29 protein-coding genes are annotated in these 25768 nt (G+C 69.8%); 15 read left to right on the forward strand and 14 right to left on the reverse strand.

The features are described 5' to 3' along the window. Together phnH and phnG are read right to left on the reverse strand one after the other, a co-directional pair. On the reverse strand, positions 1-609 hold the full coding sequence (gene phnH / locus CAL24_RS17005) for a phosphonate C-P lyase system protein PhnH (protein WP_094807339.1): 609 nt from the start codon (positions 607-609) through the stop codon (positions 1-3). Position 610: 1 nt separating this feature from the next. Continuing rightward, entirely contained in the window at positions 611-1078 is a 468-nt protein-coding gene (phnG, locus tag CAL24_RS17010; RefSeq protein ID WP_094807340.1) for a phosphonate C-P lyase system protein PhnG, read from the reverse strand. Between the two features lie 193 nt (positions 1079-1271). Between phnG and phnF the strand changes: the two genes are divergently transcribed. From phnF to phnN, 4 genes are all read left to right on the forward strand, one after another. Then, positions 1272-1997 carry a phosphonate metabolism transcriptional regulator PhnF gene (phnF, locus tag CAL24_RS17015; protein ID WP_028353138.1) on the forward strand — a complete coding sequence of 242 codons (726 nt, stop codon included), beginning with the start codon at positions 1272-1274 and terminating at the stop codon, positions 1995-1997. Positions 1998-2074: 77 nt separating this feature from the next. Further along, positions 2075-3271, forward strand: a complete 1197-nt coding sequence (locus CAL24_RS17020) for an alpha-D-ribose 1-methylphosphonate 5-triphosphate diphosphatase (protein WP_094807341.1) — start codon at positions 2075-2077, stop codon at positions 3269-3271. 13 nt (positions 3272-3284) lie between these two features. Then, entirely contained in the window at positions 3285-4019 is a 735-nt protein-coding gene (locus CAL24_RS17025; protein WP_094807342.1) for a DUF1045 domain-containing protein, read from the forward strand. Further along, positions 4016-4621 carry a phosphonate metabolism protein/1,5-bisphosphokinase (PRPP-forming) PhnN gene (phnN, locus tag CAL24_RS17030; RefSeq protein WP_051439291.1) on the forward strand — a complete coding sequence of 202 codons (606 nt, stop codon included), beginning with the start codon at positions 4016-4018 and terminating at the stop codon, positions 4619-4621. The genes CAL24_RS17025 and phnN overlap by 4 nt, the downstream gene beginning before the upstream one ends. A gap of 373 nt (positions 4622-4994) precedes the next feature. On the opposite strand, the gene phnE is transcribed toward phnN, so the two are convergent. From phnE to phnC, 3 genes are all read right to left on the reverse strand, one after another. Further along, entirely contained in the window at positions 4995-5789 is a 795-nt protein-coding gene (gene phnE, locus CAL24_RS17035) for a phosphonate ABC transporter, permease protein PhnE (RefSeq protein ID WP_028353134.1), read from the reverse strand. 64 nt (positions 5790-5853) lie between these two features. Further along, complete coding sequence (phnD, locus tag CAL24_RS17040; RefSeq protein ID WP_028353133.1) at positions 5854-6837, reverse strand: phosphonate ABC transporter substrate-binding protein; 984 nt, start codon at positions 6835-6837, stop codon at positions 5854-5856. Between the two features lie 37 nt (positions 6838-6874). Next, positions 6875-7717: a phosphonate ABC transporter ATP-binding protein gene (gene phnC / locus CAL24_RS17045; RefSeq protein ID WP_094807343.1), complete on the reverse strand. Its 843-nt coding sequence runs from the start codon at positions 7715-7717 to the stop codon at positions 6875-6877. A gap of 177 nt (positions 7718-7894) precedes the next feature. Between phnC and CAL24_RS17050 the strand changes: the two genes are divergently transcribed. Further along, positions 7895-8305: a GFA family protein gene (locus CAL24_RS17050; protein WP_028353308.1), complete on the forward strand. Its 411-nt coding sequence runs from the start codon at positions 7895-7897 to the stop codon at positions 8303-8305. 65 nt (positions 8306-8370) lie between these two features. On the opposite strand, the gene CAL24_RS17055 is transcribed toward CAL24_RS17050, so the two are convergent. Beyond that, on the reverse strand, positions 8371-8793 hold the full coding sequence (locus tag CAL24_RS17055) for a YciI family protein (RefSeq protein WP_094807344.1): 423 nt from the start codon (positions 8791-8793) through the stop codon (positions 8371-8373). Between the two features lie 598 nt (positions 8794-9391). Here CAL24_RS17055 and infA point away from each other — a divergent pair. Beyond that, positions 9392-9655, forward strand: a complete 264-nt coding sequence (gene infA / locus CAL24_RS17060; protein ID WP_028353130.1) for a translation initiation factor IF-1 — start codon at positions 9392-9394, stop codon at positions 9653-9655. Positions 9656-9699: 44 nt separating this feature from the next. Next, complete coding sequence (locus CAL24_RS17065) at positions 9700-9975, forward strand: hypothetical protein (protein WP_249278583.1); 276 nt, start codon at positions 9700-9702, stop codon at positions 9973-9975. A 45-nt stretch (positions 9976-10020) separates the two neighbouring features. Here the strand turns inward: CAL24_RS17065 and CAL24_RS17070 are convergent, their stop codons facing one another. Genes CAL24_RS17070 through mog form a run of 3 tightly spaced genes read right to left on the reverse strand, consistent with a single transcriptional unit; the run spans position 10021 to position 11925 of the window. Continuing rightward, positions 10021-10863 (reverse strand): M23 family metallopeptidase, encoded by an 843-nt coding sequence (locus CAL24_RS17070; protein WP_081760344.1) that lies wholly within the window; start codon positions 10861-10863, stop codon positions 10021-10023. Positions 10864-10898: 35 nt separating this feature from the next. After that, positions 10899-11237, reverse strand: coding sequence for a hypothetical protein (locus CAL24_RS17075; protein ID WP_028353127.1), 339 nt, complete (start codon positions 11235-11237; stop codon positions 10899-10901). Between the two features lie 52 nt (positions 11238-11289). Beyond that, positions 11290-11925 (reverse strand): molybdopterin adenylyltransferase, encoded by a 636-nt coding sequence (gene mog / locus CAL24_RS17080; RefSeq protein ID WP_170947116.1) that lies wholly within the window; start codon positions 11923-11925, stop codon positions 11290-11292. A gap of 146 nt (positions 11926-12071) precedes the next feature. Here mog and CAL24_RS17085 point away from each other — a divergent pair, with 146 nt between their 5' ends. Next, positions 12072-13550 carry an inorganic phosphate transporter gene (locus tag CAL24_RS17085; protein ID WP_094807347.1) on the forward strand — a complete coding sequence of 493 codons (1479 nt, stop codon included), beginning with the start codon at positions 12072-12074 and terminating at the stop codon, positions 13548-13550. 15 nt (positions 13551-13565) lie between these two features. Here the strand turns inward: CAL24_RS17085 and CAL24_RS17090 are convergent, their stop codons facing one another. Next, positions 13566-13907: an AzlD domain-containing protein gene (locus tag CAL24_RS17090; protein WP_094807348.1), complete on the reverse strand. Its 342-nt coding sequence runs from the start codon at positions 13905-13907 to the stop codon at positions 13566-13568. Continuing rightward, the gene (locus CAL24_RS17095; RefSeq protein WP_038853028.1) at positions 13904-14623 is read right to left on the reverse strand and encodes an AzlC family ABC transporter permease; all 720 of its coding nucleotides are present in this window, start codon (positions 14621-14623) and stop codon (positions 13904-13906) included. The genes CAL24_RS17090 and CAL24_RS17095 overlap by 4 nt, the downstream gene beginning before the upstream one ends. 141 nt (positions 14624-14764) lie before the next feature. Between CAL24_RS17095 and CAL24_RS17100 the strand changes: the two genes are divergently transcribed. From CAL24_RS17100 to CAL24_RS17125, 6 genes are all read left to right on the forward strand, one after another. After that, positions 14765-15250 carry a GNAT family N-acetyltransferase gene (locus CAL24_RS17100; protein ID WP_094807349.1) on the forward strand — a complete coding sequence of 162 codons (486 nt, stop codon included), beginning with the start codon at positions 14765-14767 and terminating at the stop codon, positions 15248-15250. A 3-nt stretch (positions 15251-15253) separates the two neighbouring features. Beyond that, the gene (locus CAL24_RS17105; RefSeq protein ID WP_094807350.1) at positions 15254-15823 is read left to right on the forward strand and encodes a DinB family protein; all 570 of its coding nucleotides are present in this window, start codon (positions 15254-15256) and stop codon (positions 15821-15823) included. Beyond that, a complete protein-coding gene (locus CAL24_RS17110; RefSeq protein WP_028353120.1) occupies positions 15820-16149 on the forward strand; it encodes a DHCW motif cupin fold protein in 330 nt (109 codons plus the stop codon). The genes CAL24_RS17105 and CAL24_RS17110 overlap by 4 nt, the downstream gene beginning before the upstream one ends. 113 nt (positions 16150-16262) lie before the next feature. After that, complete coding sequence (yfcF, locus tag CAL24_RS17115; RefSeq protein ID WP_094807351.1) at positions 16263-16919, forward strand: glutathione transferase; 657 nt, start codon at positions 16263-16265, stop codon at positions 16917-16919. Beyond that, the gene (locus CAL24_RS17120; RefSeq protein WP_028353118.1) at positions 16919-17311 is read left to right on the forward strand and encodes a VOC family protein; all 393 of its coding nucleotides are present in this window, start codon (positions 16919-16921) and stop codon (positions 17309-17311) included. Before yfcF ends, CAL24_RS17120 begins: the two co-directional genes overlap by 1 nt. 795 nt (positions 17312-18106) lie before the next feature. Further along, a complete protein-coding gene (locus CAL24_RS17125) occupies positions 18107-20413 on the forward strand; it encodes a DUF3141 domain-containing protein (protein WP_094807352.1) in 2307 nt (768 codons plus the stop codon). Between the two features lie 66 nt (positions 20414-20479). Here the strand turns inward: CAL24_RS17125 and CAL24_RS17130 are convergent, their stop codons facing one another. The 3 genes from CAL24_RS17130 to tkt are packed head-to-tail and all read right to left on the reverse strand — an operon-like array spanning position 20480 to position 24770. Then, on the reverse strand, positions 20480-21673 hold the full coding sequence (locus CAL24_RS17130; protein WP_094807353.1) for a phosphoglycerate kinase: 1194 nt from the start codon (positions 21671-21673) through the stop codon (positions 20480-20482). A 5-nt stretch (positions 21674-21678) separates the two neighbouring features. Next, entirely contained in the window at positions 21679-22689 is a 1011-nt protein-coding gene (gap, locus tag CAL24_RS17135) for a type I glyceraldehyde-3-phosphate dehydrogenase (RefSeq protein WP_028353110.1), read from the reverse strand. Between the two features lie 14 nt (positions 22690-22703). Next, positions 22704-24770: a transketolase gene (gene tkt, locus CAL24_RS17140; protein ID WP_094807354.1), complete on the reverse strand. Its 2067-nt coding sequence runs from the start codon at positions 24768-24770 to the stop codon at positions 22704-22706. Between the two features lie 240 nt (positions 24771-25010). Here tkt and CAL24_RS17145 point away from each other — a divergent pair, with 240 nt between their 5' ends. Beyond that, positions 25011-25745, forward strand: coding sequence for a 16S rRNA (uracil(1498)-N(3))-methyltransferase (locus tag CAL24_RS17145; RefSeq protein WP_094807355.1), 735 nt, complete (start codon positions 25011-25013; stop codon positions 25743-25745). Positions 25746-25768: the final 23 nt, after the last annotated feature.

The following is a 25768-nucleotide window of genomic DNA, read 5'->3' on the forward strand; positions in this document are numbered from 1 at the left end:
TCAGTCCTCCACGATGACCGTGCGGGGCAGCCCGCACAGCCGGTTGCCCTGGATTAGGAACACGTCCACGCCCAGCGGAAACAGCTGATGATTGGCGCGCCACTGCGCCCAGAAGCCGGCCGGCAGGCCGGCCGCGCGCAGCGTGCGCCGGGTCGCGATGCCGGGGCCGGCAAGCGTCACGGCCGCGCCCGCCGCGAGCGATTCCACTTCCAGCAGCACGGTGGCCGACAAATCGGGATAGGCCGGCTCGCCCGGATGGCAATGCGCCAGGTCGGGCGCCGCCGCGCCGGCGGGCGCCACGACGAAGCGGGCCTGCGCCGGTTCGTCGACCAGCGGGCAGCCGCAATGAAAGCGCAGGAAGCGCCGCACTGCCTCGTCCACGCCGGCCGGCAGCCAGACGGGCGTGTCGACGTCGGCCAGGGCCAGCAGCATGGCCGTCATGGCGGGCGACAGGCCGGGCGGCACGCCGCATTCGGCGGCGATCTCCTGGATATCGCCGGGATGCGCCAGCGCATGCAGGGCGGCGCGGAAGGTTGCCTGGGACTGCGCCACGGCATCCTGGAAGCCGGGCAGCGGCGCGGCCTCGACGGCGCTCGATAAGGTTTGCATGTCAGTCCTCGCCTCGCACCATGGTGAAGAATTCCACTTGCGTCCGGGCCGCCACGCGCGAGCGCTGCTCGGCGCGCTCGGCCAGGTCGCGCGAAAGCGGCTCGATGACCTCGGCTTGCACCCTGGCGCGCCAGTCGTCGCGCTGCAGCAGCGCGTCCAGCAGCGCCGCCTGCTCGGCATGGCGGCGTCCGCGCCCGGGCACGTAGCTCACGCCCATGACGCCGCCGTCCAGCGTGACGGCGCAGCGGGTCACGCTCATTTCGCCCAGGTTGAACTGTGCGCCGGTGCCGCCGCTGCGGGCGCGCACCATGGCCATGCCGTTTTCGGCCGCCCGCAGCGTGCGGTGCGCCGGCAGGGGCCCCAGGCCTTGCACGGCCCGCTCCAGCGCGGCCGGCTCGGCCAGCGCCAGGACCCGCATCCAGGCAGCGCGAGCCGCCGTGTCGGCGGAGAGTGTCGGAGTCGCTTGCATTCGTTGGCTTCCTCTAAACGTCTAGACGACTAGATGCGCTATGATACGAAAGGAATGGCGGCCAGTACACCATCGGCGCGTGAATTTTTGATGACACCGTGGCAAGCTGTCACAGCGCCCCACGAAGGCGCGCGACTGATGCACAATCATGGCCGTCCAGCATGAAGCTGCCATTACGGAACGGATTATCACCATGGTCGAACGAGGCTCCGGTGTCGCGGTATGGCGACAAATCGGTGAACTGCTGGCGGACGAGATCCGCAACAAGCTCTACGCGCCCGGCGAACGCCTGCCGCCCGAGCCCGAGCTGGCGGCCAAGTTCTCGGTCAACCGCCACACCATCCGGCGCGCCATGGGCGAACTCGAGCAAAGCGGCCTGGTGCGCATCGAGCAGGGCCGCGGCACTTTCGTGCAGGAACACGCCATCGACTACGCCATCGGGCGGCGCACGCGCTTTTCCGAGAACCTGCGCAGCCAGGGCATGCTGGGCTACATCGAGGTAATGGGCAGCCAGAGCGTGCGCGCCGCCGAGGCCGCGCGCCACCTGGGCCTGGCCCGCACCGCGCCGCTGCTGCGCGTGCAGTCGCTGGGCAAGGCCGAGAACCGCTGCATCGATGTCTCGGAACACTACCTGGACGAAAGGCGCTTCCCGGATTTCGCCGACATCCTGCGCAAGCTGCGCTCCATTTCGCGCGCTTACGCCCACTATGGCGTGTCGGACTACACGCGCAAATGGTCGCGCATCACGGCGGCCATGCCCACGCCCGAAGTCGCGCGCCTGCTGGGCCAGCCCAAGACCCGCCCCATCCTGCAAGTGGAGTCGCTCAACGTCGACGGCGACGGCGCGCCCCTGCAATACAGCGTGACGCGCTTTGTAGGCGACTGGGTCCAGTTGATGGTGTCCGACGAGGCCGCCTGAACGCGCACGGGCCCGCGCCCGTCCGCCTATATTCATCTAGACATCCGGCTGTCATAGAACCTCGATAAATTGCCCGCATGAACCCCGACTCCCCCTCCCCCGCACTGGCCGGCATCTCCGGCAATCGCGTGTTGACGCCCGCCGGCCTGGGCGGCAGCCACCTGGTTTTTCGCGACGGCCGCATCGGCGATCCCGGCACGGCTCCCGCCGCCGGCGGCGCCTGGCTGGATGCCGGCGACCTGCTGGTGCTGCCCGGCATCGTCGACCTGCACGGCGACGCTTTCGAACGCGCCGTCATGCCCCGCCCCGGCGTGACCTTTCCGTACGACGCTGCCCTGCACGACGTCGACCGCCAGCTGCTGGCCAACGGCATTACTACCGAATTCCACGGCGTCACGCTGTCCTGGGAAGGCGGGTTGCGCGGCGAGCCTTACGCCGAGCGCATGTTCGAATGCCTGGAACGCATGCGCGAGGCGCTGGGCGCGCGGCACCACGTGCACCTGCGCTTCGAGACGCATCACGTCGACGGCGTGGGCATCGCGCAGCAGTGGATACGGGCCGGCCGCGTGCAATTCCTGGCCCTGAACGACCACTTGCCCGGCATGGCCCGCCGCCTGGGCGACGACCGCAAGCTGCTGCAATACGCCGACCGCGCCGAATGCGACCTGGACACCTTCCAGGCGCGCATCCGGCAAGCCATGGCGGCCGCCGACGACGTGGGCGACGCCATGCGCGAACTGGCCCGCAGCGCGCGCGAAGCCGGCCTGAGCGTCGCCTCGCACGACGATCCCGATGCGGCCACGCGCCGCTATTACCATCAGTTGGGTTGCCGGGTGGCCGAGTTCCCGCTTACCGCCGAGGCGGCCCGCGTGGCGCGCGACCTGGGCGACGCCATCGTGTTCGGCGCGCCCAACGTGGTGCGCGGCCGCAGCCACACCAATGCCCCCAACGCCGCCGAAATGGTGCGCGCCGGGCTATGCGACATCCTGACCTCCGACTACTACTATCCCGCGCCGCTGGCCGCCGCGCTGCGCCTGGCCGACCAGGGCATCCTGCCGCTGCCGCAGGCCTGGCGGCTGGTGTCGGCCAACCCGGCGCGCGCCGCCGGCCTGGCCGACCGCGGCACGCTGGCGGCGGGCCAGGCGGCCGACGCCATCGTGGTCGACGACAGCCTGCCGGGCCTGCCGCGCGTCTGCGCCGCCATCGTCGGCGGCGTGCTGCGCCATGCCACGCGCAGCTTCGAGGCCGCGCACGCGCAGCGCATCGCCGCCTGACCGGGGCGCCGCCATGCCGCAAGCGCACCGCTATGCCGTCTACCTTGCGCCGGTCGGACCGTGGCGCGATCTCGGCCGGCGCTGGCTGGGCCGCTGCGAGGAAACCGGCGCCTCGCTGGCGCCGCCCGCCGGCGCCGATCCGCGCCAGGCGGCCTGGACCCTGGCGCCGCGCCGCTACGGCCTGCATGCCACCTTGAAACCGCCATTCCGGCTGCGCGACGGCACGCGCCCGGCCGAGCTGGACCGGGCCATGCGCGCGCTCGCCGGCGGTCGCCAGGCGTTCGGCATTCCGCTGCGGCGCGAACGGCTGCGCGGCTTCCTGGCCTGGTGCATCGACGACGAGCGCGCGCGCGGCCGCATGAACGCCCTGGCCGCCGCGGCGGTGGCCGAGCTGGACACGCTGCGCGCCCCACCCTCGCCCGCCGAGCTGGCGCGCCGCCGGCCGCAATCATTGAGCCCGGCCCAGCGCGCGATGCTGGAGCGCTGGGGCTATCCCTACGTATTCGAGACCTTCACCTTCCACATCACCCTGACCGGCCAGCTCGACGCCGCCGAGCTGGCCGCCGCCGATGCGCAGATCGAGGCGCTCGGCGGGCCCGCGCTGCAAGCCCCAATGCCGGTGCGCGCGCTCAGCGTCTATGTGGAACCCGAGCCGGGCGCCGACTTCGTGGTGGCGCGCCACTACGATTTCGACGGGGCCACGCGCGACGGCGCGGGCGCGCGCTTCCTGGAGGACCGCACGCCATGAAGCAGGCGCTCGCCACCGGCCCGGCCGCGCCGGCCGCGCTCTTGCGCGGCAGCCGCCTGGTGTACCTGATGGGCGCCTCGGGCAGCGGCAAGGACACCCTGCTGCGCGGCCTGCGCGCGACCCTGCGCCCGGACGAGCCGGTACTGGTCGCGCACCGCTACATCACCCGCCCCAGCGGCGCGGACGAAGCCTCGGTCAGCCTCAGCGCGGCCGAATTCGCCCGCCGCGTGGCGCTGGGCTGTTTCTCGCTGCACTGGGACAGCCATGGCCTGCGCTATGGCATCGGCATCGAGATCGACAGCTGGCTGGCCGGCGGCGCCGTGGTGGTGGTCAATGGCTCGCGCGCCCACCTGGCGCAGGCCTGGGCCCGCTATCCGGACCTCGCCGCCGTCGAAGTGGTGGCGGACCCGCAAGTGCTGGCGCAGCGCCTGGCGCAGCGCGGCCGCGAGACGCGCGAACAAATCGCCGAGCGCCTGCGCCGCGCCGGCCGCGCGGTCGAGGCGCCGGCCGATTGCGCGGTGATCCGGCTGTCCAATGACGGCGCGCCCGCGGAAGCCGCCGGCCGGCTGCTGGCGCTGGTGCGCGAGCGGCTGGCGGCGTAGCCGGGCAAGCCCCGGAGCCGCTGCACGGCGCGGGCAGCGCAGTCCGTCATGCAGTCATGAGGTGTCAGACACCCGAAAGGGTGTCTGACACCTGGCCACGAGCGGCGGCGGCATAGCCTGGAAGCCCCAGGGCCGTTGCCGCGGCGTGGACAGCTCGGTCCGTCATGAAGTCATGAGGTGTCAGACACCCGAAAGGGTGTCTGACACCTGGCCACGAGCGGCCGGCGGCATAGCCTGGGAAGCCCCAGGGCCGTTGCCGCGGCGTGGGCAGCGCGGTCCGTCATGAAGTCATGAGGTGTCAGACATCCGAAAGGGTGTCTGACACCTGGTCACGTCGGCCTGGAGCGGCGCGTCAGCCGCGCCGCCGCCGACTCTAGATCAGCGTCTTCCGGATCCGCGCCGAAAGCAGGTCGATCACCACCACGAACGCGACCACGATGATCATCACGGCGCAGGTCTCGGCGTACTGGAAGCTGCGGATGATTTCCCACAGTACCGTGCCGATGCCGCCCGCGCCGACGATGCCGACCACGGACGCCGAACGCACATTGGATTCGAACCGGTACAGCGAGAACGAGATCCACAGCGGCAATACCTGCGGAATCACCCCGTACACCACCTCTTCGACCGCATTGGCGCCGGTGGCGCGCACCCCTTCGACCGGGCGCGGGTCGATGGCCTCGACCGCCTCGGCGAACAGCTTGGCCAGTACGCCGGTGGTGTGCACCCACAAGGCCAGCACGCCGGCGAAGGGGCCCAGGCCCACCGCCACGATGAACAGCATGGCGAAGACCATTTCGTTGATGGCGCGGCACGCGTCCATCAGGCGCCGCATCGGCTGGTAGACCCAGGGCGGCACGATATTGGCCGAGCACAGCAGGCCGCACGGCACCGCCACCACGATGGCCAGGAACGTGCCCCAGATGGCGATCTGCACCGTCACGAGCATTTCGCTCATGTACATGCGCCAGTCGCGGAAATTGGGCGGGAAGAAGTCGGCCGCATAAGCGGCCATGTTGCCGGACTCGCTCAGCAAGTCCAGCGGACGCATATCGGCGCCGCGCCAGGACAGCATCAGCAGCGCCAGGACCACCGCCCAGACCAGCAGGCCCGGCAGGGACGATCGCGCCGCGGCGGGATGACGGGCAGGAGAAAGAGCAGCGCTCATGAAGGGGAATCCGTGCTTGGGCAAAGGAAGGCGCCGGCCCCGCCGCCGGGGCCGGCGCGGCGGTTTATTGCGGCTTGGCGGCCAGCTTGTCGAGCTCGTCCAGCTTGCGGTCCAGCTCGGCCAGCTTGGCCTTCTTGTCGGCCGCGCTCAGCGTGGTGTCGGTCTCGACGTGGATCTTCTGCTTGGCCAGCTCCATCTGGCGGATCGGCACGAGCTGCGCGTTGCTCGAGGCGCGGAAGCCCTTGTAGGTCAGCCCGGCCAGGATCTTCTGCTCGCGCTCGGCGTCGGCTCCCTTGCCATAGTTGACGAAGAATTCCTGGATGCGCTTCTTGATGTCGGCCGGCACGTCGCTGCGCACGACCATCGGGTCGGCCGGGATCAGCGGCGACTTCCACAGCACGCGCACCGACTCGGTAGCGTCCTTGCCGGTATTCACGCGATACCGCTCCAGCATCTCGGTATTGTTGATGGCCACGTCCACCTGCTTGTTGATGACCGACAGCAGGTTGGTCTCGTGGTTGGCGGCGCGCACCGTCTTGAAGAAGGTCTTGGGGTCGATCTTGTGGGCGCCCCACAGGAAGTAGCCCGGCACCAGCGTGCCCGAAGTCGAGTTGGGATCGCCCGCGCCGTAGCTGAGCTGCTTGCCGTTCTTCAGCACGTCGTCCAGGGTCTGCAGATTGCTGTCCTTGTTGACCAGCAGCACCGACCAGTAGCCCGGGTTGCCGTCCTTGTCGATCACCGACGCGAACACTTCCCCGTTGGCGCGGTCCACCGCTTCCATGGCGGACTTGTTGCCGAACCAGCCGAGCTGCACCTTGTTGAAGCGCATGCCCTCGATGATGCCGGCGTAGTCGGAGGCGAAGAACGGCTTGATGGGCACGCCCACCGCCTTGCTCAGGTCGTCGATCAGCGGCTGCCAGGCCTGTTTCAGATTGGTGGACGATTCAGTGGAGATAATGCCGAAATTCAACGGCTTGCCGTCCTGCGCGAAAGCGGGGGACGACAGCGCCGCGGCGGCGACCAGGGCACAAAAGGTTCTGCGTAGCATGAGTCGGGATTCCGTCGGGTAACAGGGCTTGAAGGTCTCAGGCCGCGGCGGCCAGCGGCCGCGGCGTGATCAGGGGAGGCTGGGATACGGGCGCCGCGGCGTCCGGCGGCAGCAGCTCGGCGACGTCGGCGCCGCACAGGTCGCGCAGCATGGCTTCGGTCAGCGCCGCGGACGGGCCGTCGTACACCACGCGGCCATGGCGCAGGGCCACCACGCGCGCGCAATAGCGCAGCGCCACGTCGACCTGGTGCAGCGACACCACCACCGCCACCTGGCGGCTGCGGTTGATGTGCGCCAGCGTGTCCATCACGCGCCGCGAGGACTCGGGATCGAGCGAGGCGATGGGCTCGTCGGCCAGGATCACCCGCGCGTTCTGCACCAGCGTGCGCGCGATCGCGGCGCGCTGCTGCTGGCCGCCCGACAGCGTCGAGGCGCGCTGAAACGCGTAGTCGTCTATACCAACCTGGGCCAAGGCGTCGAGGCCGACCTGCACTTCGGCGCGGCGGAAGTAGCGCAGCAGGCTGCGCCACAGCGGCACGCGCGGCAGCATGCCGGTCAGCACGTTGGTGATCACCGGCAGGCGGCCCACCAGGTTGAACTGCTGGAACACGAAGCCGATGCCGGCGCGCGCCGCGCGCACGCGCGGGCTGATGCGGCCATCGCGCTGGATTTCCTGGCCGTTGACCGTGACGCTGCTGCTGCCGGGATCGGCGGCGACGAAGCCGGCCAAGTGGCGCAACAGCGTGGATTTGCCGGAGCCCGAGGCGCCCAGCAAAGCCACCATCTCGCCCGGCGCCACCGCCAGGCTCACCTCGTCGAGCGCCTTGCTGCCGGCGCGGAAGGACTTGCTGAGGCCGCGCACCTCGATCGCATAGGTCATGTGGGATCCCCTTGTCGAACCATGGAGGGCATTCTGTGGACAGGGGGTGACAGGGTGATGACCGGCGCCGCCATGCCGGGCGCCATGGCGGGCGGGGGACGCATATCCTGCAATCAAACGGTCATGAAGCGGCGCGGGCGCGCGCCGGTATATATTCGGGTTTTACAGGAGCGCGAGATGCTGAAAGGTTCCTGCCTGTGTGGCCGCGTAGCCTATGAGATAACCGGCCCGTTGACGCAGGCCGTGAATTGCCATTGCGTCATGTGCCGCAAGGCCCATGGCGCGGCCTTCCGTACCCGGGCGACGGTGCGGTCCAAGGACTTCGCCTGGACCCGCGGCGCCAACCACGTCACCTGGTACAGCTCGTCGCCGGGCAATTACCGGGGCTTCTGCGGCGCCTGCGGCACGCCGCTGCTGTCGCGCTTCGACCAGACGCCCGAGGTCTACGGCCTGCCGCTGGGCGCGCTGGACGACAACCCGGGCATCAAGCCGGCCTGCCACGTGCACGTGGCCAGCAAGGCGCCCTGGTACGACATCACCGACGACCTGCCTCAGTACCCGGAAGGCGGGCCCGGCCTCGCCGACTGATCCAGGCCGCCCGCCGTCCGGCGCCGCAGCCGGCCTCCCCCGGGGGAGGCCGCTTCCTGCCCGTCTTACTGCCCCTCCAGCTTTTCGCGCAAGCGATCGAACTGCGCCGTGATCTCCGGTGTCAGCGCCGCCTCGAAATCCGCCATTTCATAGAACGGCCTGATCTCGATCTCGCTCGGTCCGGGCATCGGGTTGGGGCAGCGCTTGACCCATTCGACCGCCTCGGCCAGGCCCTTGACTTCCCATACCCAGAATCCGGCCACCAGCTCGCGGGTTTCCGCAAAGGGGCCGTCGATGACGGTGCGGCGCGCGCCGTCGAACGCCACCCGCTTGCCGTACGACGAAGGCTTGAGCCCGTCGCCCGCCTTGATGATGCCGGCCGCCGCCAGCTGCTCGTTGAATTTGCCCATGGCTTCCAGCAATTCGCTGGAGGGCAGCAGGCCCGCCTCGCTGTCCGGGGTTGCCTTGACTAGAACCATTACACGCATGTCGTCTCTCCTTGGTGTCCGGGAAGGCCGGATCCGGCTTCCTGTCTACACGACGAATGGGCGACGGCGGAATCGACACCGGCCGCCACCGGCAGGCAAAAACACCACGCGCCCGCCGCCGACCACGGGAAAACCCTGGCCAAATGCGTGTGACAGGAGTATTATGTCTAGTTGTTCCGTGAATGGCCTAGCCTCATAAAGCACCCCTTGCTCCAGATCCGTCCCCATACCCGCTCCGTCCGGCCCCGCCGCCTTCCAGGCTGCCGCGGCCTGTCGTTCCAGGCGGGAAGCGCCGGCCCTGCAAGGCAAGGGAGCGCAAGGGGCGGAAACCTCACGGCCCGGTTCCAACCCGCTTCTTCCGTTGGCGCGCCCCAGGCTCGCCAACGCGACCAAGCCGCGCCCCGCGCGCACACCGCCCCAGCGGCGTGAGTACCCGCCCAGCGTCTGCCCCAGACCGCCACGGCCCGTACCCGTACCAGCCGGGACGTTCACGTTCCACCGCTGGCCCAAGTCCGCTTGGGTCCCGCGCATGCCGCCTCCGGGCGGCGCGTGCGCCGGCCTGCCGGCGCACGGGCGCATCGACCAAGGAGAGTAATACATGGCCAAAGAAGAATTGATCGAACTGGACGGCATCGTCGACGAAGTGCTGCCCGACAGCCGCTACCGCGTCACCCTGGACAACGGCATCGAAGTCGGCGCCTATGCGTCGGGCCGCATCCGCAAGCACCGCATCCGCATCCTGGCGGGCGACCGCGTCACCCTGGAAATGTCGCCCTACGACCTGACCAAGGGCCGCATCAACTTCCGCCACAAGGACGAGCGCGCCCCCAGCACCGCGCGTCCACCGCAGCGGCGCCGCTGAGGCCCGCGCCACGTCGCTGCCGCGCATGGCGCGCCATGCCTGTCATGGACACCGTCGAATCGCCGCAGGCCGCCGCCGAACGCGTGGCCCGGGCACGCCGCATCGTCGCACAGGGCGAGGAAGGCCTGCGCCTGCTGCGCCAGTCGCGTCCCGCCTTCATCCAGAGCCTGCGGGCCACCGGCCTGAGCTATGCGCAGGCTTGCATCAAGTACGACAATTGCCTGGACGAGCAGCTTCGCCTGCACCAGGCAGCCACCCACGAACTGCAATACGCCGAACGGCGCCAGCAGCGCCTGGCGGCATCCGCCGCCAACGGCTGACGCCCGGCCTGCCGGCGGCACGCGCCGGCCGCCCGGGCGGCGCGCTCACGGGCCAGTCGCGGCCCCGATGAAGATCGCGGGATCCACCCGCGCATCATTCAGGCTGACATTCCAGTGCAGGTGCGGCCCGGTCGCGCGGCCGGTGGCGCCGACCTTGCCCACCACGGCGCCGCGCGCGACCTCGTCGCCCACTTTCACGTCGATCGCCGACAAATGGCAGAACATGCTGATGAAGCCCTGCCCGTGGTCGACGAACACCGTGTTGCCGTTGAAGAAGTAATTGCCCACCAGCACCACGCGGCCGGCGGCCGGCGCCTTGATCGGGGTGCCGGCCGGCACGGCGAAGTCCAGCCCGGAATGCGGGTTGCGTTCCTGCCCGTTGAAAAAGCGCCGCAGCCCGAACGGGCTCGACAGCCGCCCGTCCACCGGTCGGTCGAGCATGACGTTGCTGGGAATGATGCCGGCGCGGAAGGTGCGATAGGCGGCGAGCTGCTCGTCCAGTTCGCGCTCGATGCGCTTGAGGTCGTCGGGGTTGGGCGTGACCTGCCGGCGGTTCTTCAGCTTGATGTGCTGCGCGGCGTATTCCTTGGGGCGCACCTGGAATGCCACCGGCGCGCCGCCCTGCACCTGCAGCGTCTGGCGGCCGGGCTCGGTGCCCAGCGGGATGCCGACCACGGCGATCCACTGCGCGTCGCTGTCGCGGATCACCATGACGCGGCGGCCGCCGTAGCTGGCCTGCGGCGCCTGCTCGCCCGCGCCCAGCCCCACCACGGCCACGCCGCCCGGCACCGGCACGTCGAGCTTGCGGCTGATGTAGCCCTGCGCATGGGCCGCCAGGGCGCCGCACGCCGTCACCGCGGCCAGCACCACGCGGGCCGCCAGGCGCACTATCGGGCCTGCGCCCGCCGGCTTGCGGATGCGGCCTACAGGCACAGGTTGGCGGCCTCGGAGAGCGACGTGCTGCGGCGCTGGATGCGGGTGGACAGGCGCACGTCGGTCTTGCCCTGCCAGGTGGTGGCGCTCAGCACGGCCTCGACGCCCATCGAGCCTTGCACCACGAGCTCGTAGCCGTTGTGGATGGGCTGCCGCTCGGACTCCGTGCCGATGCCCTTCCAGGCGGTGGCCACGCATTCGGTGTATTGCTCGGCGGGACGCGCGGTGGAACCGAAGAACACCGGATCGCGGTCGCGAATGTCTTTTACGCTGGCGCAGCCGGCCAGCACGCCGGCCAGCGCCAGCGGCGCAAGAGCACGCAGATTCATGAACGATTCATCCAGAAAAAACCAGGCCGGCCAACTATAACGCAGCGCGCCATCAGGCTGCCGGCTTGCGCAGTGCAGACTTCGGCCGGAACGCCTTGACCACGGCCTCGTGCGTTTCCGCATAGGGGCCGCCGATCAGGTCGATGCAGTACGGCACGGCGGCGAACACGCCGGCCACGCTCACCGCGCCGGCCTCGTCGCGCAGGCCTTCGAGCGTTTCCCGGATGGCCTTGGGCTGGCCGGGCAGGTTGATGATGAGCGCTGCGTGGTCGGCGGTCTCGCGAATGACGGCGACTTGGCGCGACAGGATGGCCGTGGGCACGAACTTCAGGCTCACTTGGCGCATCTGCTCGCCGAAACCGGGCATTTCCTTGGTGGCGACCGCCAGCGTCGCTTCGGGCGTGACGTCGCGCCGCGCCGGGCCGGTGCCGCCGGTGGTCAGCACCAGGTCGCAGCGGCAGGCGTCGACCAGTTCGACCAGCGCGGCGGAAATGGACGGCGCCTCGTCGGGCACCAGCCGCTCGACCGCCTGCCATGGCGAGGCCAGCGCCGTGCCCAGCCACTCACGCAGGGCCGGCAGGCCCTGGTCCTGGTAGACGCCGGACGAAGCGCGGTCGGAAATGGACACCAGGCCGACGACCAGTTCGTCGGGATGGCGGCGGACAACGGATTGTGCGGAAACGGACATGGCGGTGAGCAGGCGGGAAAAACCCCGATGCTATCGCACGCGGCGGCGCCTGTCCCGTGCCGGCCCGGCCAGCCCGGCGGGCGTCACAAATCTGCAATAATCGAGCCTATTGCCTGCCCACCGCCCCCATCCCCTTCCCCCTTCCCATGTTTCATCTCTTCTCCGGCCTGGATTTCTGGATCGGCGTCAGCCTGGTCCTGGCGCTGACGTTCGTCCTGGCGTTCGAATTCATCAACGGCTTCCACGACACCGCCAATGCGGTCGCCACCGTCATCTACACCAAGGCGATGCCGCCCCACCTGGCGGTCGTGCTGTCCGGCATATTCAATTTCCTCGGCGTGCTGCTGGGCGGCGTGGGGGTGGCCTACGCCATCGTGCACCTGCTGCCGGTCGAGTTGCTGATCAACGTCGATACCGGCCAGGGCCTGGCCATGGTGTTCGCCATGCTGACGGCGGCCATCGCCTGGAACCTGGGCACCTGGTACTTCGGCATCCCGGCCTCCAGCTCGCACACCCTGATCGGCTCCATCCTCGGGGTGGGCCTGGCCAATGCGCTGCTGACCGAACTCTCGGTGGCCGACGGGGTCAACTGGAACAAGGCGATCGACATCGGCCTGTCGCTGGTGATCTCGCCCGCCGCCGGCTGCCTGGCCGCCGGCTGCCTGCTGCTGCTGTTCAAGCACTGGTGGCCGGTGTCGAAGATGCACAAGACGCCCGAACAGCGCCGCGAACTCGACTCGAAAAAGCACCCGCCCTTCTGGAACCGCCTGGTGCTGGTGCTGTCGGCCATGGGCGTGAGCTTCGTGCACGGCTCCAACGACGGCCAGAAAGGCATCGGGCTGATCATGCTGGTGCTGATCGGCATCGTGCCCGCGCAGTTCGTGCTCAACGAGAACAGCACCACCTACCAGATCGACCGCACCCGCGACGCCGCCACCCACCTGGCGGCGTTCTACCATCGCAACGAGGCCGCCCTGGGCGACTACCTGGCCCTGTCGAAGGGCCGCAACGGCACCACCGACCTGCCCGAGCAGTTCCGCTGCCATCCGCAACTGACGCTGGCCACCATCGACGCCCTGCTGGAAGACCTGCGCGGCGTCACGCACTACGCCGAGCTGCCGGCCGCCAAGCGGGTGGACATCCGCCGCTATCTGCTGTGCCTGGACGACACCGCCAAGAAGGTGGCCAACCTGGACGGCCTGCAGGACCGCGACCGCGCCGACCTGCACCGGCTGCGCGCCGACCTGACCGCCACCACCGAATACGCGCCGCTGTGGGTGATCGTGGCGGTGGCCCTGGCGCTGGGCATCGGCACCATGGTCGGCTGGCGCCGCGTGGTGCTGACCGTGGGCGAGAAGATCGGCAAGCAGGGCATGACCTACGCCCAGGGCATGGCGGCCCAGCTCACGGCGGTGGCGGCGATCGGCATGGCCAATGTGTTCAGTCTGCCGGTCTCGACCACCCATGTGCTGTCGTCCGGAGTGGCCGGCACCATGATCGCCAACAAGAGCGGCCTGCACCACGGCACCGTCCGCACCATCCTGCTGGCCTGGGTCCTGACCCTGCCGGCGTCCATGCTGCTGGCGGCCGGGCTGTTCTGGCTGGGCGTGACCATCGCCGGCTGAACGCCCGCGGCCGGCCTAGCCGGCCGCCGCCATCAATACTCCATATACCGCCACCCCGACGATCACCGCCGCCCCCGTGTTGCCCAGCCGGCGCGCGGCCAGGGCGGTGGCGAGCAGCCCACCGGCATAGGGCGCCACCTCGGCCGCCCCGCGCAGCGCCATCAGATCCGGCACGATGACCGCCGCGGCGATGCCGGCCAGCAGCGCCGGCCCCAGCGCCGCCAGCGACGACCCCTCGGCCAGCCGCCGCTGCAGCCGGCTGCGCGCCGACAGCAGGAACGGCAAGGCGCGCGTCAGGTAGGTGATGACGGCCATGGCGATGACCGCGGCCCAGAAATCCAGCCCGGCGCCGCTCATGGCGCGCTCCGCGGACGGTGGCAGACGCAGCCGGCCACCGCCCCCGCCAGGATGGCCAGCGTGGCGTGGCCGGCCGCGGCAAAGGCGGCGCCGACCGCCAGCGCCGCCACGATCGGCCAGCGCAGCGCGCGGCTGGCGCTCTGGCACACCAGGGCCAGGAACAGCGCCGGCAGCGCAAAGCGCATGACCTGCGACAGCATCGGGAAATGGCGCTCCAGCCCGTCGCCCGCATATACCCCCACCGCCGTGCCGGCGATCCAGGTCAGCCAGGCGCCCACGCCCAGCAGCGTCATCCAGCGGTTGCGGTGCGCCGGGGCGACATGCTCGATGCGGTTGAGCGCGGTGGCGAACACTTCGTCGGTCAGCAGGAAGGCGATCTTCAGGCGGGCGCGCAGCCGCTCGGGCAGGAAGCGCGCCAGCAGCGGGCCGTACAGCAAGTGGCGGGCATTCAGCAGCGAGCACAGCGCCACCACCCACAGCCACGGCGTGCCGGCCTTGATCGAGGCCAGCAGCAGGAACTGGCTGGCGCCGGCATACACCAGCGCCGAGATCAGCACCACTTGCATGGGCGACAGGCCGGTGGCCAGCCCGGCAATGCCGAATGTGACCGCGACGGGAAAATACCCGATCATCACGGGCACACAGGCCTTCAGGCCGCCCAGGCCGGCGCCGGCCGGCAGGGCCAGGTGCGGCGCGGAAGTGGAGGGGCGATTCATGGACGGCAATGGTGCGATGAGGGTGCGGGCAGTTTACCCGCGGCGATGGCGAAACCCGCTCAGCGCGTCATAATAGCAACCGCCCTCATTCAATCCTCGGTCAATACGCGCCGCCACCGGCGCCAGGAACGGAACCCCATCGTGCTGGACATCATCGACGCCGATTTCACCAATCCCGCCCACGGCGACATGGTCGTGGCGCTGCTCGACGAATACGCCCGCGGCCCCATGGGCGGCGGCCAGCCGCTGTCCGACTACGCGCGCGCCAACCTGGCGGCCGAACTGGCGCGCCGCCCCGCCGCGGGCGCGCTGGTGGCGCTGCAGGACGGCGTCCCGGCCGGGCTGGCGATCTACTTCGAGGGCTTTTCCACCTTCGCCTGCAAGCCGCTGCTGAACCTGCACGACCTGATGGTGTCCGAGCGCTTCCGCGGCCGGGGCATCGCCCGGCAGTTGCTGGCGGCGCTCGACGAGCGCGCCGCGCGGCGCGGCTGCTGCAAGATCACGCTGGAAGTGCTGCAAGGCAACGAGCCGGCCAAGGCGCTGTACCGCAAGATCGGCTACCAGGGCTATGAACTGGCGGGCGACGCCGGCCAGGCCATGTTCTGGCAAAAGAAGCTGGCGGCCTGACCCATGCCCACGGTCGCCGACCTGCGCCTGCTGGCGGACTACAACGCCTGGATGAACGCGCGCATCTACCAGGCCGCCAGCCTGCCCGCCGCCGGCGCGGCCGCGCCGCGCGGCGCCTTCTTCGGCTCGCTGCTGGGCACGCTCAACCATATCGCGGTGGGCGACATCCTCTGGCTCAAGCGCTTCGCGCAGCACTCGGCCGACTACTCCGCGCTGGACCCGGTGCGCGCCCTGCCCATGCCGGCCGGGCTGGACCAACTGCTGCGTCCCGACCTGGCCGGCCTGGCGGCGCTGCGCCGCCTGCTCGACCAGGCCATCGTGGGCTGGTCGGCGCAAGTCCGGCCGGCCGACCTGGACCGCGAACTGGCCTACACCAGCTCGCGCGGTGTCTCGTCGCGCCGCCCGTTCGGCAGCGTGGTCATGCATTTCTTCAACCACCAGACCCACCATCGCGGGCAGGCCACCACCCTGCTCAGCCAGGCCGGCATCGACATGGGCCCCACCGACCTGCTGTTGCGGGTCCCCGACGCCCTGGCCGACGCGCCGCCCGCCCCTACCGAGATCCAACCATGAAGATGCACGACATCCCGTTCGGCACGACCGACTGGCAAACCATCGAGCGCACCGAACATCCCGGCGAGACCGGCACCGCCTACTGGCGCACGCGGCAGTTCGGCGACATCCGGGTGCGCATGGTGGATTACTCGCCCGGCTACCTGGCCGACCACTGGTGCAGCAAGGGCCATATCCTGTTCTGCCTAGAAGGCGAGCTGCACACGGAACTGGAAGACGGCCGCCGTTTCGTGCTGACGCCCGGCATGAGCTACCAGGTGGCCGACCAGGCCGAAGCGCACCGCTCGTCCACCACGACGGGCGCCCGCCTGTTCATCGTCGACTGAACGCGACACGCGCGCCACGGCCCGGTGGCCGGCGGCAGGCCGATTGCGTTACGCTGTAGGGCACGACGGCCGGCCCGCCGGCCGCCCCTCCCCACGCCGCACCGGAGACCGCCTTGCCTGCGCCGCTTGCCTCGCCGCTTACGCTGTACGTCGATTCCCAGCTGCTCAGCCCCTATGCCATGGCGGCTTACGTGGCGCTCGCCGAGAAGGGCCTGCCGGTCGAGCTGCGGCTGGTGGACCTCCATGCCGGCGAACAGCGCATGCAGCCATATACCAGCCGCGCGCCCACCTGTCGGGTGCCGGCGCTGGCGCACGACGCCTTCCACCTGACCGAGTCCAGCGCCATCATCGAATACCTGGAGGATGTCTTTCCAGCCCCGGACTATCCCGCGCTGTATCCGGCCGCGCCGCAGCAGCGCGCCCGCGCGCGCCAGATCCAGGCCTGGCTGCGCAGCGACCTGGCGGCGCTGCGCCAGGAGCGCCCGACCGAGGTGGTGTTCCATAATGCCGCGGGCGCCCCGCTGGGCAACGCCGCGCAAGCCGACGCCGCCAAGCTGGTGCGCGTGGCCCAGGCCCTGCTGCCCACGGAAGGGCAGTCGCAACTGTTCGAAGCCTGGTGCATCGCCGACACCGAGCTGGCGCTGATGCTGCGCCGGCTGGCGGGCCCCGGCGACGACCTGCCCGAGGCCCTGCGCGCCTACGCCGACGCCCAATGGCGACGCCCGCCGGTGCAGACCTGGCTGCAGTTCAACCAGGACGCGCGCGCATAGTGCAGTTGCTCGACCATGTCTCCATCGCTGTGCCCGACCTGGACGCGGCCCGGCCGTTCTACGATGCCGTGATGGCCGTCCTGGGCGCCGCCAAGGCCTACGACCGCCCCGACGGCCTGGGCTACGGGGAGCGCTGCAGCGCGGCGGCGCCCGGCCATACTTACCTGTCGGTGCTGCGCTCGGCCGCGCCCAACAGCGAGCCGCGCCGGCACTGGTGCTTCAAGGCCCCCAGCCGCGCCGCGGTCGATGCCTTCCACCAGGCCGCCCTGCGCCATGGCGGGCGCGACGAAGGCGGCCCCGGGCTGCGGCCCGATTACCATCCGCACTATTACGCCGCCTTTGTCACCGACCCGGCCGGGAACCGGCTCGAGGCGGTCTGTCACCTGCCTTAGCCCAGTTGCTTCAGTCGCTCGTTGCTTCCATGGATGGCGCGTGGCTGTTGTCTTCTTGGCGCTGTCTCCTCTTATGGACAAGGGCTTGCTCGTAGGGCGTCCTGGGCGGGGCTGGCAGTGCGGGCCGGCCACGTCGCTCGGCTCGGGCGCGCCACCAGGCGCCCTCGGCCCCCTGCGGGGGCTCCCCTCCCTCCAACTGGCCGTCCCGCACTGCCAGCCCCGCCCAGGACTCACAACGGTGGCATGCGGCGGTCCGCTGTAATGCATTGCGCGTTGGTGTTGGACGACGATGTTGCACGTGGGTCTTGCACGTCGGTGTCAGACACCCCTTGCGGCACTCCCGCCTACCTGCGCCACTGGTTCAGGGGGTGTCTGACACCTGGGAAATGCCTGGCCCGCATCGCCGTCATCACCACTGCCCACCCCAACGCAAGACCCAAGACCCGAACCCGAGATATTGCGAGCCCGCGCCTGCCGGTGAGGCCCGGGCGGCCAGTTGGAGCGAGGGGAGCCCCCGCAGGGGGCCGAGGGCGCCTGGTGGCGCGCCCGAGCCGAGCGACGTGGCCGCCCGGGCCTCACCGGCAGGCGCGGGCGCCCCAAGAACTCAAACCCTTGGCCATCCACCAGCCCAATCCCCCCGATACCCCCAAACAGCCCCCTCAAGACCATCCACAGAAACACCCCGATGTTGCATTGCAACATTGATTGCGCTGTAATTGAGTCCTGTTTTTCGTTCTGTTCCCCCGCCCGTACACGACGCGCGGCAGAACCTTCCCCCTTTCTACGGAGATCGCCGTGGCCGCAACCGCCAACGATCGCAGCGCCCCTCCCGCCTCGTCCGCCAACCCCTGGCTGGCCGCCTACGAATACGCCGTCGACACCCTGCAGCGCAGCGTCCTGTACACCGACGTCATGCGCCAGCGCGGCAACCAATACCATAGCCACATGGCCAAGCGCGCCCCCAACGTGCTCAGCATGAAATCCGAACTGATCCTGGACGGCCGCGAATTCGACCGTCCGGTCAACTACGGGTTGCTGCGCATCCTGCCGCCCGCCGACGTCCAAGTGGACCCGCAAAAGCGCCCCTTCCTGGTGGTCGACCCCCGCGCCGGCCATGGCCCCGGCATCGGCGGATTCAAGCCGGAAAGCGAAATCGGCGTGGCCGTGCGTGCCGGCCATCCCTGCTACTTCGCCTCCTTCCTGCCGCAGCCCACCGCCACCCAGACAGTCGAGGACGTGATGCGCGCCGAGGCCCGCTTCCTCGAGGAAATCATCGCCCGGCATCCCGAATCCGAAGGCAAGCCCGTCGTCGTGGGCAACTGCCAGGCCGGCTGGCAGATCATGATGACGGCCGCGATGCGGCCCGAACTGTTCGGCCCCATCATCGTCGCCGGCGCGCCCCTGTCCTACTGGGCCGGCTGGCGCGGCAAGAACCCGATGCGCTACAGCGGCGGCCTGACCGGCGGCAGCTGGCTCACCGCCCTGGCCAGCGACCTCGGCGACGGCAAATTCGACGGCGCCTGGCTGGTGCAGAACTTCGAAAACCTGAATCCCGCCAACACGCTCTGGAGCAAGCAATACAACCTGTACTCCAAAGTCGACACCGAAGCCTCCCGCTACCTGGGCTTCGAAAAATGGTGGGGCGGACACGTCTACCTGAACGGCCCGGAGATCCAGTACATCGTCGACAACCTGTTCATCGGCAACCGTCTGGCCACCGCCGGGCTGGTCACTTCCGACGGCATCCGCATCGACCTGCGCAACATCCGTTCGCCCATCATCGTGTTCTGTTCCAAGGGCGACAACATCACCCCGCCGCCCCAGGCGCTGGGCTGGATCCCCGACCTGTACCAGGACGACGCCGAAGTCGTGGCGCACGACCAGACCATCGTCTACGCCGTGCACGAAAGCATCGGCCACCTGGGCATTTTCGTGTCCGGCAGCGTGGCGCGCAAAGAGCACCAGGAATTCACCGCCAACATCGACCTGATCGACGTGCTGCCGGCCGGCATCTACCAGGCCGAGATCGCCGACAAGACCCCGGACACGCTCAACGCCGACCTGGCGCCCGGCGATTATGTGCTGTCGTTCGCGCGCCGCAAAGTCGACGACGTGCGCGCCATCGTCGAGCGCAAGGAAGAAGACGACCGGCGTTTCGCCGCCGTGGCGCGCATCTCCGACATCAACCTGGGCCTGTACCGCAGCTTCATGCAGCCCTGGGTACGCGCCGCCGTCACGCCGCAGACCGCCGACTGGATGCAGCGCCTGCACCCGCTGCGCCTGCCCTACGAACTGATCTCCGACCGCAACCCCTGGATCGCCCCGGTCGCGCAGGCGGCCGCGCAGGTGCGCCAGCATCGCCAGCCGGCCGCGCCGGACAATCCGTTCGCAGTCATGGAACGCATGGTTTCCAACACGATCGAGGCCAGCCTCGACATCTGGCAGGAACTGCGCGACGCGGCGGGCGAGCAACTGTTCATGACCGTCTATGGTTCCCCGTTGGTGCAGGACTGGGCCGGCCTCGGCGCCAAGACCGATGCGCCGCGCAAGCATCCCGGCGTATCGCCGGAGCACCGCCGCTTCATGGAAGAGCGCGCCGGCGAGCTGCGCGCGCTGATGGACCAGGGCGGCGTGCGCGAAGCGGGCATGCGCATGCTGCTGTACGTCGCCGGCGCCGAAGGCAGCATCGACGAACGCAGCTTCGCCATGCTGCGCAAGATGCGCGCCGACGCCGATTCCAGCCTGGCGCTGCAGGAATTCAAGAACGTGGCGCGCGATCAGGCCTTGATGATGCGGCTGGACGGTGCGGCCGCGCTGGACGCCATGCCGCGCCTGCTGGAGCAGGCCTCGGCCGAGGAAATACGCAATGCGTTCGGCACCATGCGCCACGTGCTGGAAGCCACCGGACCGCTCAACGAGCGGGCGCGCGAGTGCCTGCTCGAAATGGAACAGATCTTCCGCGCGGCGGCGCAGCGCGCGCTGGCGCGCGAGAAGAAAGCGCAGGCGGGCAGGCCGGCCGCCGCTCGCAAGGCCGCGCCACGGCGCCGTGCCGCGGCAAGCAAGGCTGCCAGTAGCCGGCGCCCCGGCCGCGACGACGCGTAACGCAAGAAAAACGGGCGCACAGGGCGCCCGTTTTTCTTGCCACGGCCGGAAACGACCGGACTGCGCTCAGTCCGCGCGCTCCTCCAGGATGGCCACCGCGGGCAGCGACTTGCCTTCGAGGAATTCCAGGAACGCCCCGCCGCCGGTGGAGATGTAGCCCACCTTGTCGGCGATGCCGTACTTGGCGATGGCCGCCAGGGTGTCGCCGCCGCCGGCGATCGAGAAGGCCGGCGACGCGGCGATGGCCTGTGCCAATACCTCGGTGCCGTGCGCGAAGGCGTCGAACTCGAACACGCCCACCGGGCCGTTCCAGACAATGGTGCCGGCTTGCTGCAGGATGCCGGCCAGGCGCTGCGCCGTCTGCGGGCCAATGTCGAGGATCATGTCGTCCTCGGCCACCGCGTCAGCCACCTTGACGGTGGCTTCGGCATCGGCCGCGAACGACTTGGCGCACACCACGTCGGTGGGAATGGGCACCTCGGCGCCGCGCTTTTTCATGATCTCGATCACGGCTCGGGCCTCTTCGACCTGGTCGGGCTCGGCCAGCGACTTGCCGATGGACAGCCCGGCCGCCAGCATGAAGGTGTTGGCGATGCCGCCGCCCACCACCAGCTGGTCGACCTTGTCGGCCAGCGACTGCAGGATCGACAGCTTGGTCGACACCTTCGAGCCGCCCACGATGGCCACCAGCGGCCGCTTGGGCTCGTGCAGCGCGCGGCCCAGGGCCGTGAGCTCGGCCTCGAGCAGCGGGCCCGCGCAGGCCACCGGGGCGAAGCGCGCCATGCCGTGCGTGGTGGCCTCGGCGCGGTGCGCCGTGCCGAACGCGTCGTTGACGTAGACGTCGCAAAGCGCCGCCATCTTGCGCGACAGCGCCTCGTCGTTCTTCTTCTCGCCGGGGTTGACGCGGCAGTTCTCCAGCAGCACCACCTGGCCCGGGTCGACGTTGACGCCGTCGACCCAGTCCTTGACGAGCTGCACGGGCATGCCCAGCAGCTGCGACAGGCGCCGGCCCACGCGGTCGAGCGAATCGGCCTCGGTCAGCACGCCCTCGGTGGGACGGCCCAGGTGGGACGTGACCATGACCGCCGCGCCGCCGTCGAGCGCCAGACGGATGCCGGGCACCGAGGCGCGGATGCGGGTGTCTTCGCTGATCTGGCCGGCGTCGTCGAACGGCACGTTGAGGTCGGCGCGGATGAACACCCGCTTGCCGTGCAGCGCGCCGGCCTTGGCCAGCGCGGACAGGGTATTGACCTTGGCCATGCCGCTTACTTGGCCGACATCAGCGCGACGGTGGTGTCGAGCATGCGGTTGGAGAAGCCCCATTCGTTGTCGTACCAGGACGACACCTTGACCAGCTTGCCCGACACCTTGGTCAGGGTGGAGTCGTAGGTGCTGGAGGCGGGGTTGTGATTGAAGTCGACCGACACCAGGGGCTCGGTGTTGTAGTCCAGGATGCCCTTGAGCTCGCCTTCGGAAGCGGCCTTCAGGATGCTGTTGACTTCTTCGACCGTGGTCTCGCGCTTGGCCACGAACGACAGGTCGACGATCGACACGTTGATGGTGGGCACGCGGATGGCGAAGCCGTCGAGCTTGCCGTTCAGTTCGGGCAGCACCAGGCCGACCGCGGCAGCCGCGCCGGTCTTGGTGGGGATCATGCTCATGGTGGCCGAACGGGCGCGGCGCAGGTCTTCGTGATAGACGTCGGTCAGGACCTGGTCGTTGGTATAGGCGTGCACGGTGGTCATCAGGCCGCTTTCCAGGCCCAGCTTGTCGTGCAGCGGCTTGACCAGCGGGGCCAGGCAGTTGGTGGTGCACGAGGCGTTCGAGATGACCGTGTCGGAGGCCTTCAGCACGCCGTGGTTGACGCCGTACACGATGGTGGCGTCGACGTCCTTGCCGCCGGGGGCCGAGATGATGACCTTCTTGGCGCCGCCCTTCAGGTGCGCGCTGGCCTTTTCCTTGGAGGTGAAGAAGCCGGTGCACTCGAGCACCACGTCGACCTTCAGCTCGCCCCAGGGCAGCTCGGCCGGGTTGCGGTTGGCCAGCACGCGGATCTTGTCGCCGTTGACCACCATGTAGTCGCCGTCGACCTCGACGGTGCCGGGGAACTTGCCGTGGGCGGTGTCGTAGCGCGTCAGGTGCGCGTTGGTCTTGGGATCGCCCAGATCGTTGATGGCGACGATTTCGATGTCGTGCTTCTTGCCGGCTTCGTAGTGGGCACGCAGGATGTTGCGGCCGATGCGGCCGTACCCGTTGATGGCGACGCGGATGGTCATGACTAGAGCTCCTTTTACAAAACTTGCTTGACGGCCTCGGCCACCTTGTCGGCGGTCAGACCGAAGAACTTGAACAAGGCCCCTGCGGGCGCGGACTCGCCGTAGCGGTCGATGCCGACCACGGTGCCTTCCAGGCCCACGTACTTGTGCCACAGGTCGGTCGTGCCGGCCTCGACGGCCACGCGCGGCAGGCCCGGGGGCAGCACGGCGCGCTTCCAGTCGGCGTCCTGGCGGTCGAACACGTCGGTGCTGGGCATGGACACCACCCGCACCGCGATGCCCTGCCCGGCCAGCTGTTCCTGCGCGGCCAGCGCGATGGCGACTTCCGAGCCCGTGGCGATGATAACGGCACGCGCGTCTTGTGCGTCTCGCAGAACGTAACCGCCGCGGACAATCGCTTTCAGCGTGTCGGCGTCGCGCGGCACGAACGGCAGGTTCTGGCGCGACAGCAGCAAGGCGGTCGGGCCGCCGTCATTGACATCCATGCCGATGCTGGCCGGGCGGGCGACGGCGGCGCCCCAGGCGACCGCGGTCTCGGCGGTGTCGCACGGACGCCAGACCGACAGGTTGGGGATCAGCCGCAGGCTGGCGGCGTGCTCGATGGACTGGTGGGTGGGTCCGTCCTCGCCCAGGCCGATGGAGTCGTGCGTGAACACGTGCACCACGCGCTGCTTCATCAGCGCGGCCATGCGGATGGCGTTGCGCGAGTAGTCGGAGAAGGTCAGGAAGGTGCCGCCGAACGGCAGGTAGCCGCCGTGCAGCGCGATGCCGTTCATGATGGCGGCCATGCCGAACTCGCGCACGCCGTAGTTGATATGGCGGCCGAACTGGATGCCCTGCGCGCCGGCGCGCACCGGCGCCACGCCCTTCCAGTCGGTGTAGTTGGAGCCGGTCAGGTCGGCCGAGCCGCCCAGGAGTTCGGGCAGAACCTCGGCCAGCGCCGCGATGGCGAACTGCGAGGCCTTGCGGGTGGCGACGGTCTCGGCCTTCTGGTCGGTGGCCTGTACGAAGGCCTGCAGCCTGGCGGCGAAGTCGGCCGGCAGCTCGCCCTTCATGCGGCGCGTGAACTCGGCGGCCTCGGCGGGATACTTGGCGGCGTAGGCGTCGAACGCGGCCTGCCAGGCGGCCTGGGCCTCGGCGCCCTGCTTGCGGGCGTCCCAGCCTTCGCGCACGGCCTGGGGAATCTCGAACGGCGCGGCGGTCCAGCCCAGCGCGGCGCGCGTGGCGGCGACTTCCTCGGCGCCCAGCGGCGCGCCGTGCACATTATGGGTACCGGCCATGGCGGGCGAACCCTTGCCGATGATGGTGCGGCACACGATCAGGGTGGGCTTTTCCGACTGCGCGCGCGCCTGGCGGATGGCGGCGTCGACGGCGGCCACGTCGTGGCCGTCCACGCCGCGGATCACATTCCAGCCGTAGCCTTCGAAGCGGGTGGCGGTGTCGTCGCCGAACCAGTGCTCGACATGGCCGTCGATGGAAATGCCGTTGTCGTCGTACAGCACCACCAGCTTGGACAGCTTGAGCGTGCCGGCCAGCGAGCAGGCCTCGTGCGAGATGCCTTCCATCAGGCAGCCGTCGCCGGTGAACGCATAGGTGTAGTGGTCGACGATGGGCAGGCCGGGCTTGTTGAACTCGGCGGCCAGCAGCGCTTCGGCCAGCGCCATGCCCACGGCGTTGGCCAGGCCCTGGCCGAGCGGGCCGGTGGTGGTCTCGACGCCGGGGGTGATGCCGACCTCCGGGTGGCCCGGCGTGCGCGAATGCAACTGGCGGAACTGCTTGAGCTCTTCGATGGGCAAGTCGTAGCCGGACAGGTGCAGCAGCGCGTAGATGAGCATCGAGCCGTGGCCGTTGGACAGCACGAAGCGGTCGCGGTTGGCCCAGGCCGGATCGGCCGGGTTGTGGCGCAGGTGGCCGAGCCACAGCGCCTGGGCGATTTCCGCCATGCCCATGGGGGCCCCGGGGTGGCCGGAGTTGGCTTGTTGGACGGCGTCCATCGCAAGGACGCGGATGGCATCCGCCAGGGCAAGTTGATGGGCGGTGGATTGGCTCATGCGGAAAAGGCTCGTAGGCTCCGGCAACATGTTCCGACTGGTGTCAGACACCCTGGCGAGCCCGTACCCGCCCGTGGGCGCGCATCGCCGCGCCGGGGTGCCCGGCGCCCGGGGAAATGGGGCCAGGTAGAGAGGTTGTGAAGCTCATGATTTTAGCATCCGGGAATAACCCGGGTCGGGAGGCCCCGGGGCCGCGCCCGGGCCGCGCGGGGGATGGTAGGCTACGCGCTTGACCGGACCTTGCCGCCCCGCCGCGGCCCTGATCGATCCATGCCCCTGCCGCGTTTTTTTTGCGACGCTCCCCTGTCCGCCGGCGCCCGCATGGCGCTGCCCGACGCCCTGGCGCACCACGCCGTGCGGGTGCTGCGCTTGCGCGCCGGCTCGCCCATCGTCCTGTTCGACGGCGCCGGCGGCGAATACCCCGCCACGCTCGAAATCGACGGCAAGGCCGCCTACGCCCTGCTGGGCGCGCACGACCCGCGCGAGGCCGAACTGGCCGGCCGCATCATATTGGTGCAAGGCCTGCCGTCCGGCGACAAGATGGACTGGGTCGTGGAAAAGGCGGTCGAGCTGGGCGCCAGCCGGGTCTGCCCGATCGCCGCGCAGCGCAGCGTGCTGCAACTGGGCGGCGCGCGCCTGGAAAAACGAGTGGCGCACTGGTCTCGCATTGCCCAGGCGGCATCGGAACAATGCGGACGCAATCGCCTGATGGCGGTCGATGCGCCGGTCGGCCTGCGCGAATGGCTGGAACAGCCGGCCGAGGGCCTGCGCCTGCTGTGCCACCCGGAGGCCGGGCCCGGCCTGGCCGAGGCGCTGCACGCGCAGCCGGGCCCGCGGACCTTGAGCCTGCTGGTGGGGCCGGAGGGAGGCTGGTCGGACGCCGAACTGGCCCTGGCGGCCGGGCACGGCGTGCAGGCCGTGCGCTACGGGCAGCGCGTGCTGCGCACCGAGACCGCCGGGTTGGCGCTGATCGCCGCCGCCACCGCCCTGCTGGGGTGGCAGTAGGCCGCGCCTACCGGTCTGCAGGT

The organism is Bordetella genomosp. 2 (genome assembly GCF_002261345.1).
In the GTDB taxonomy this organism is placed as follows: Bacteria; Pseudomonadota; Gammaproteobacteria; order Burkholderiales; family Burkholderiaceae_B; genus Bordetella_A.

Bases quoted from the DNA above. Each gene is read 5' to 3' on its own strand.
- phnH (WP_094807339.1), bottom strand. From the start codon at position 609: ATGCAAACCTTATCGAGCGCCGTCGAGGCCGCGCCGCTGCCCGGCTTC.
- phnG (WP_094807340.1), bottom strand. From the start codon at position 1,078: ATGCAAGCGACTCCGACACTCTCCGCCGACACGGCGGCTCGCGCTGCC.
- phnF (WP_028353138.1), top strand. From the start codon at position 1,272: ATGGTCGAACGAGGCTCCGGTGTCGCGGTATGGCGACAAATCGGTGAA.
- CAL24_RS17020 (WP_094807341.1), top strand. From the start codon at position 2,075: ATGAACCCCGACTCCCCCTCCCCCGCACTGGCCGGCATCTCCGGCAAT.
- CAL24_RS17025 (WP_094807342.1), top strand. From the start codon at position 3,285: ATGCCGCAAGCGCACCGCTATGCCGTCTACCTTGCGCCGGTCGGACCG.
- phnN (WP_051439291.1), top strand. From the start codon at position 4,016: ATGAAGCAGGCGCTCGCCACCGGCCCGGCCGCGCCGGCCGCGCTCTTG.
- phnE (WP_028353134.1), bottom strand. From the start codon at position 5,789: ATGAGCGCTGCTCTTTCTCCTGCCCGTCATCCCGCCGCGGCGCGATCG.
- phnD (WP_028353133.1), bottom strand. From the start codon at position 6,837: ATGCTACGCAGAACCTTTTGTGCCCTGGTCGCCGCCGCGGCGCTGTCG.
- phnC (WP_094807343.1), bottom strand. From the start codon at position 7,717: ATGACCTATGCGATCGAGGTGCGCGGCCTCAGCAAGTCCTTCCGCGCC.
- CAL24_RS17050 (WP_028353308.1), top strand. From the start codon at position 7,895: ATGCTGAAAGGTTCCTGCCTGTGTGGCCGCGTAGCCTATGAGATAACC.
- CAL24_RS17055 (WP_094807344.1), bottom strand. From the start codon at position 8,793: ATGCGTGTAATGGTTCTAGTCAAGGCAACCCCGGACAGCGAGGCGGGC.
- infA (WP_028353130.1), top strand. From the start codon at position 9,392: ATGGCCAAAGAAGAATTGATCGAACTGGACGGCATCGTCGACGAAGTG.
- CAL24_RS17065 (WP_249278583.1), top strand. From the start codon at position 9,700: ATGGACACCGTCGAATCGCCGCAGGCCGCCGCCGAACGCGTGGCCCGG.
- CAL24_RS17075 (WP_028353127.1), bottom strand. From the start codon at position 11,237: ATGAATCTGCGTGCTCTTGCGCCGCTGGCGCTGGCCGGCGTGCTGGCC.
- mog (WP_170947116.1), bottom strand. From the start codon at position 11,925: ATGTCCGTTTCCGCACAATCCGTTGTCCGCCGCCATCCCGACGAACTG.
- CAL24_RS17085 (WP_094807347.1), top strand. From the start codon at position 12,072: ATGTTTCATCTCTTCTCCGGCCTGGATTTCTGGATCGGCGTCAGCCTG.
- CAL24_RS17090 (WP_094807348.1), bottom strand. From the start codon at position 13,907: ATGAGCGGCGCCGGGCTGGATTTCTGGGCCGCGGTCATCGCCATGGCC.
- CAL24_RS17095 (WP_038853028.1), bottom strand. From the start codon at position 14,623: ATGAATCGCCCCTCCACTTCCGCGCCGCACCTGGCCCTGCCGGCCGGC.
- CAL24_RS17105 (WP_094807350.1), top strand. From the start codon at position 15,254: ATGCCCACGGTCGCCGACCTGCGCCTGCTGGCGGACTACAACGCCTGG.
- CAL24_RS17110 (WP_028353120.1), top strand. From the start codon at position 15,820: ATGAAGATGCACGACATCCCGTTCGGCACGACCGACTGGCAAACCATC.
- CAL24_RS17130 (WP_094807353.1), bottom strand. From the start codon at position 21,673: ATGGCCAAGGTCAATACCCTGTCCGCGCTGGCCAAGGCCGGCGCGCTG.
- gap (WP_028353110.1), bottom strand. From the start codon at position 22,689: ATGACCATCCGCGTCGCCATCAACGGGTACGGCCGCATCGGCCGCAAC.
- tkt (WP_094807354.1), bottom strand. From the start codon at position 24,770: ATGTTGCCGGAGCCTACGAGCCTTTTCCGCATGAGCCAATCCACCGCC.
- CAL24_RS17145 (WP_094807355.1), top strand. From the start codon at position 25,011: ATGCCCCTGCCGCGTTTTTTTTGCGACGCTCCCCTGTCCGCCGGCGCC.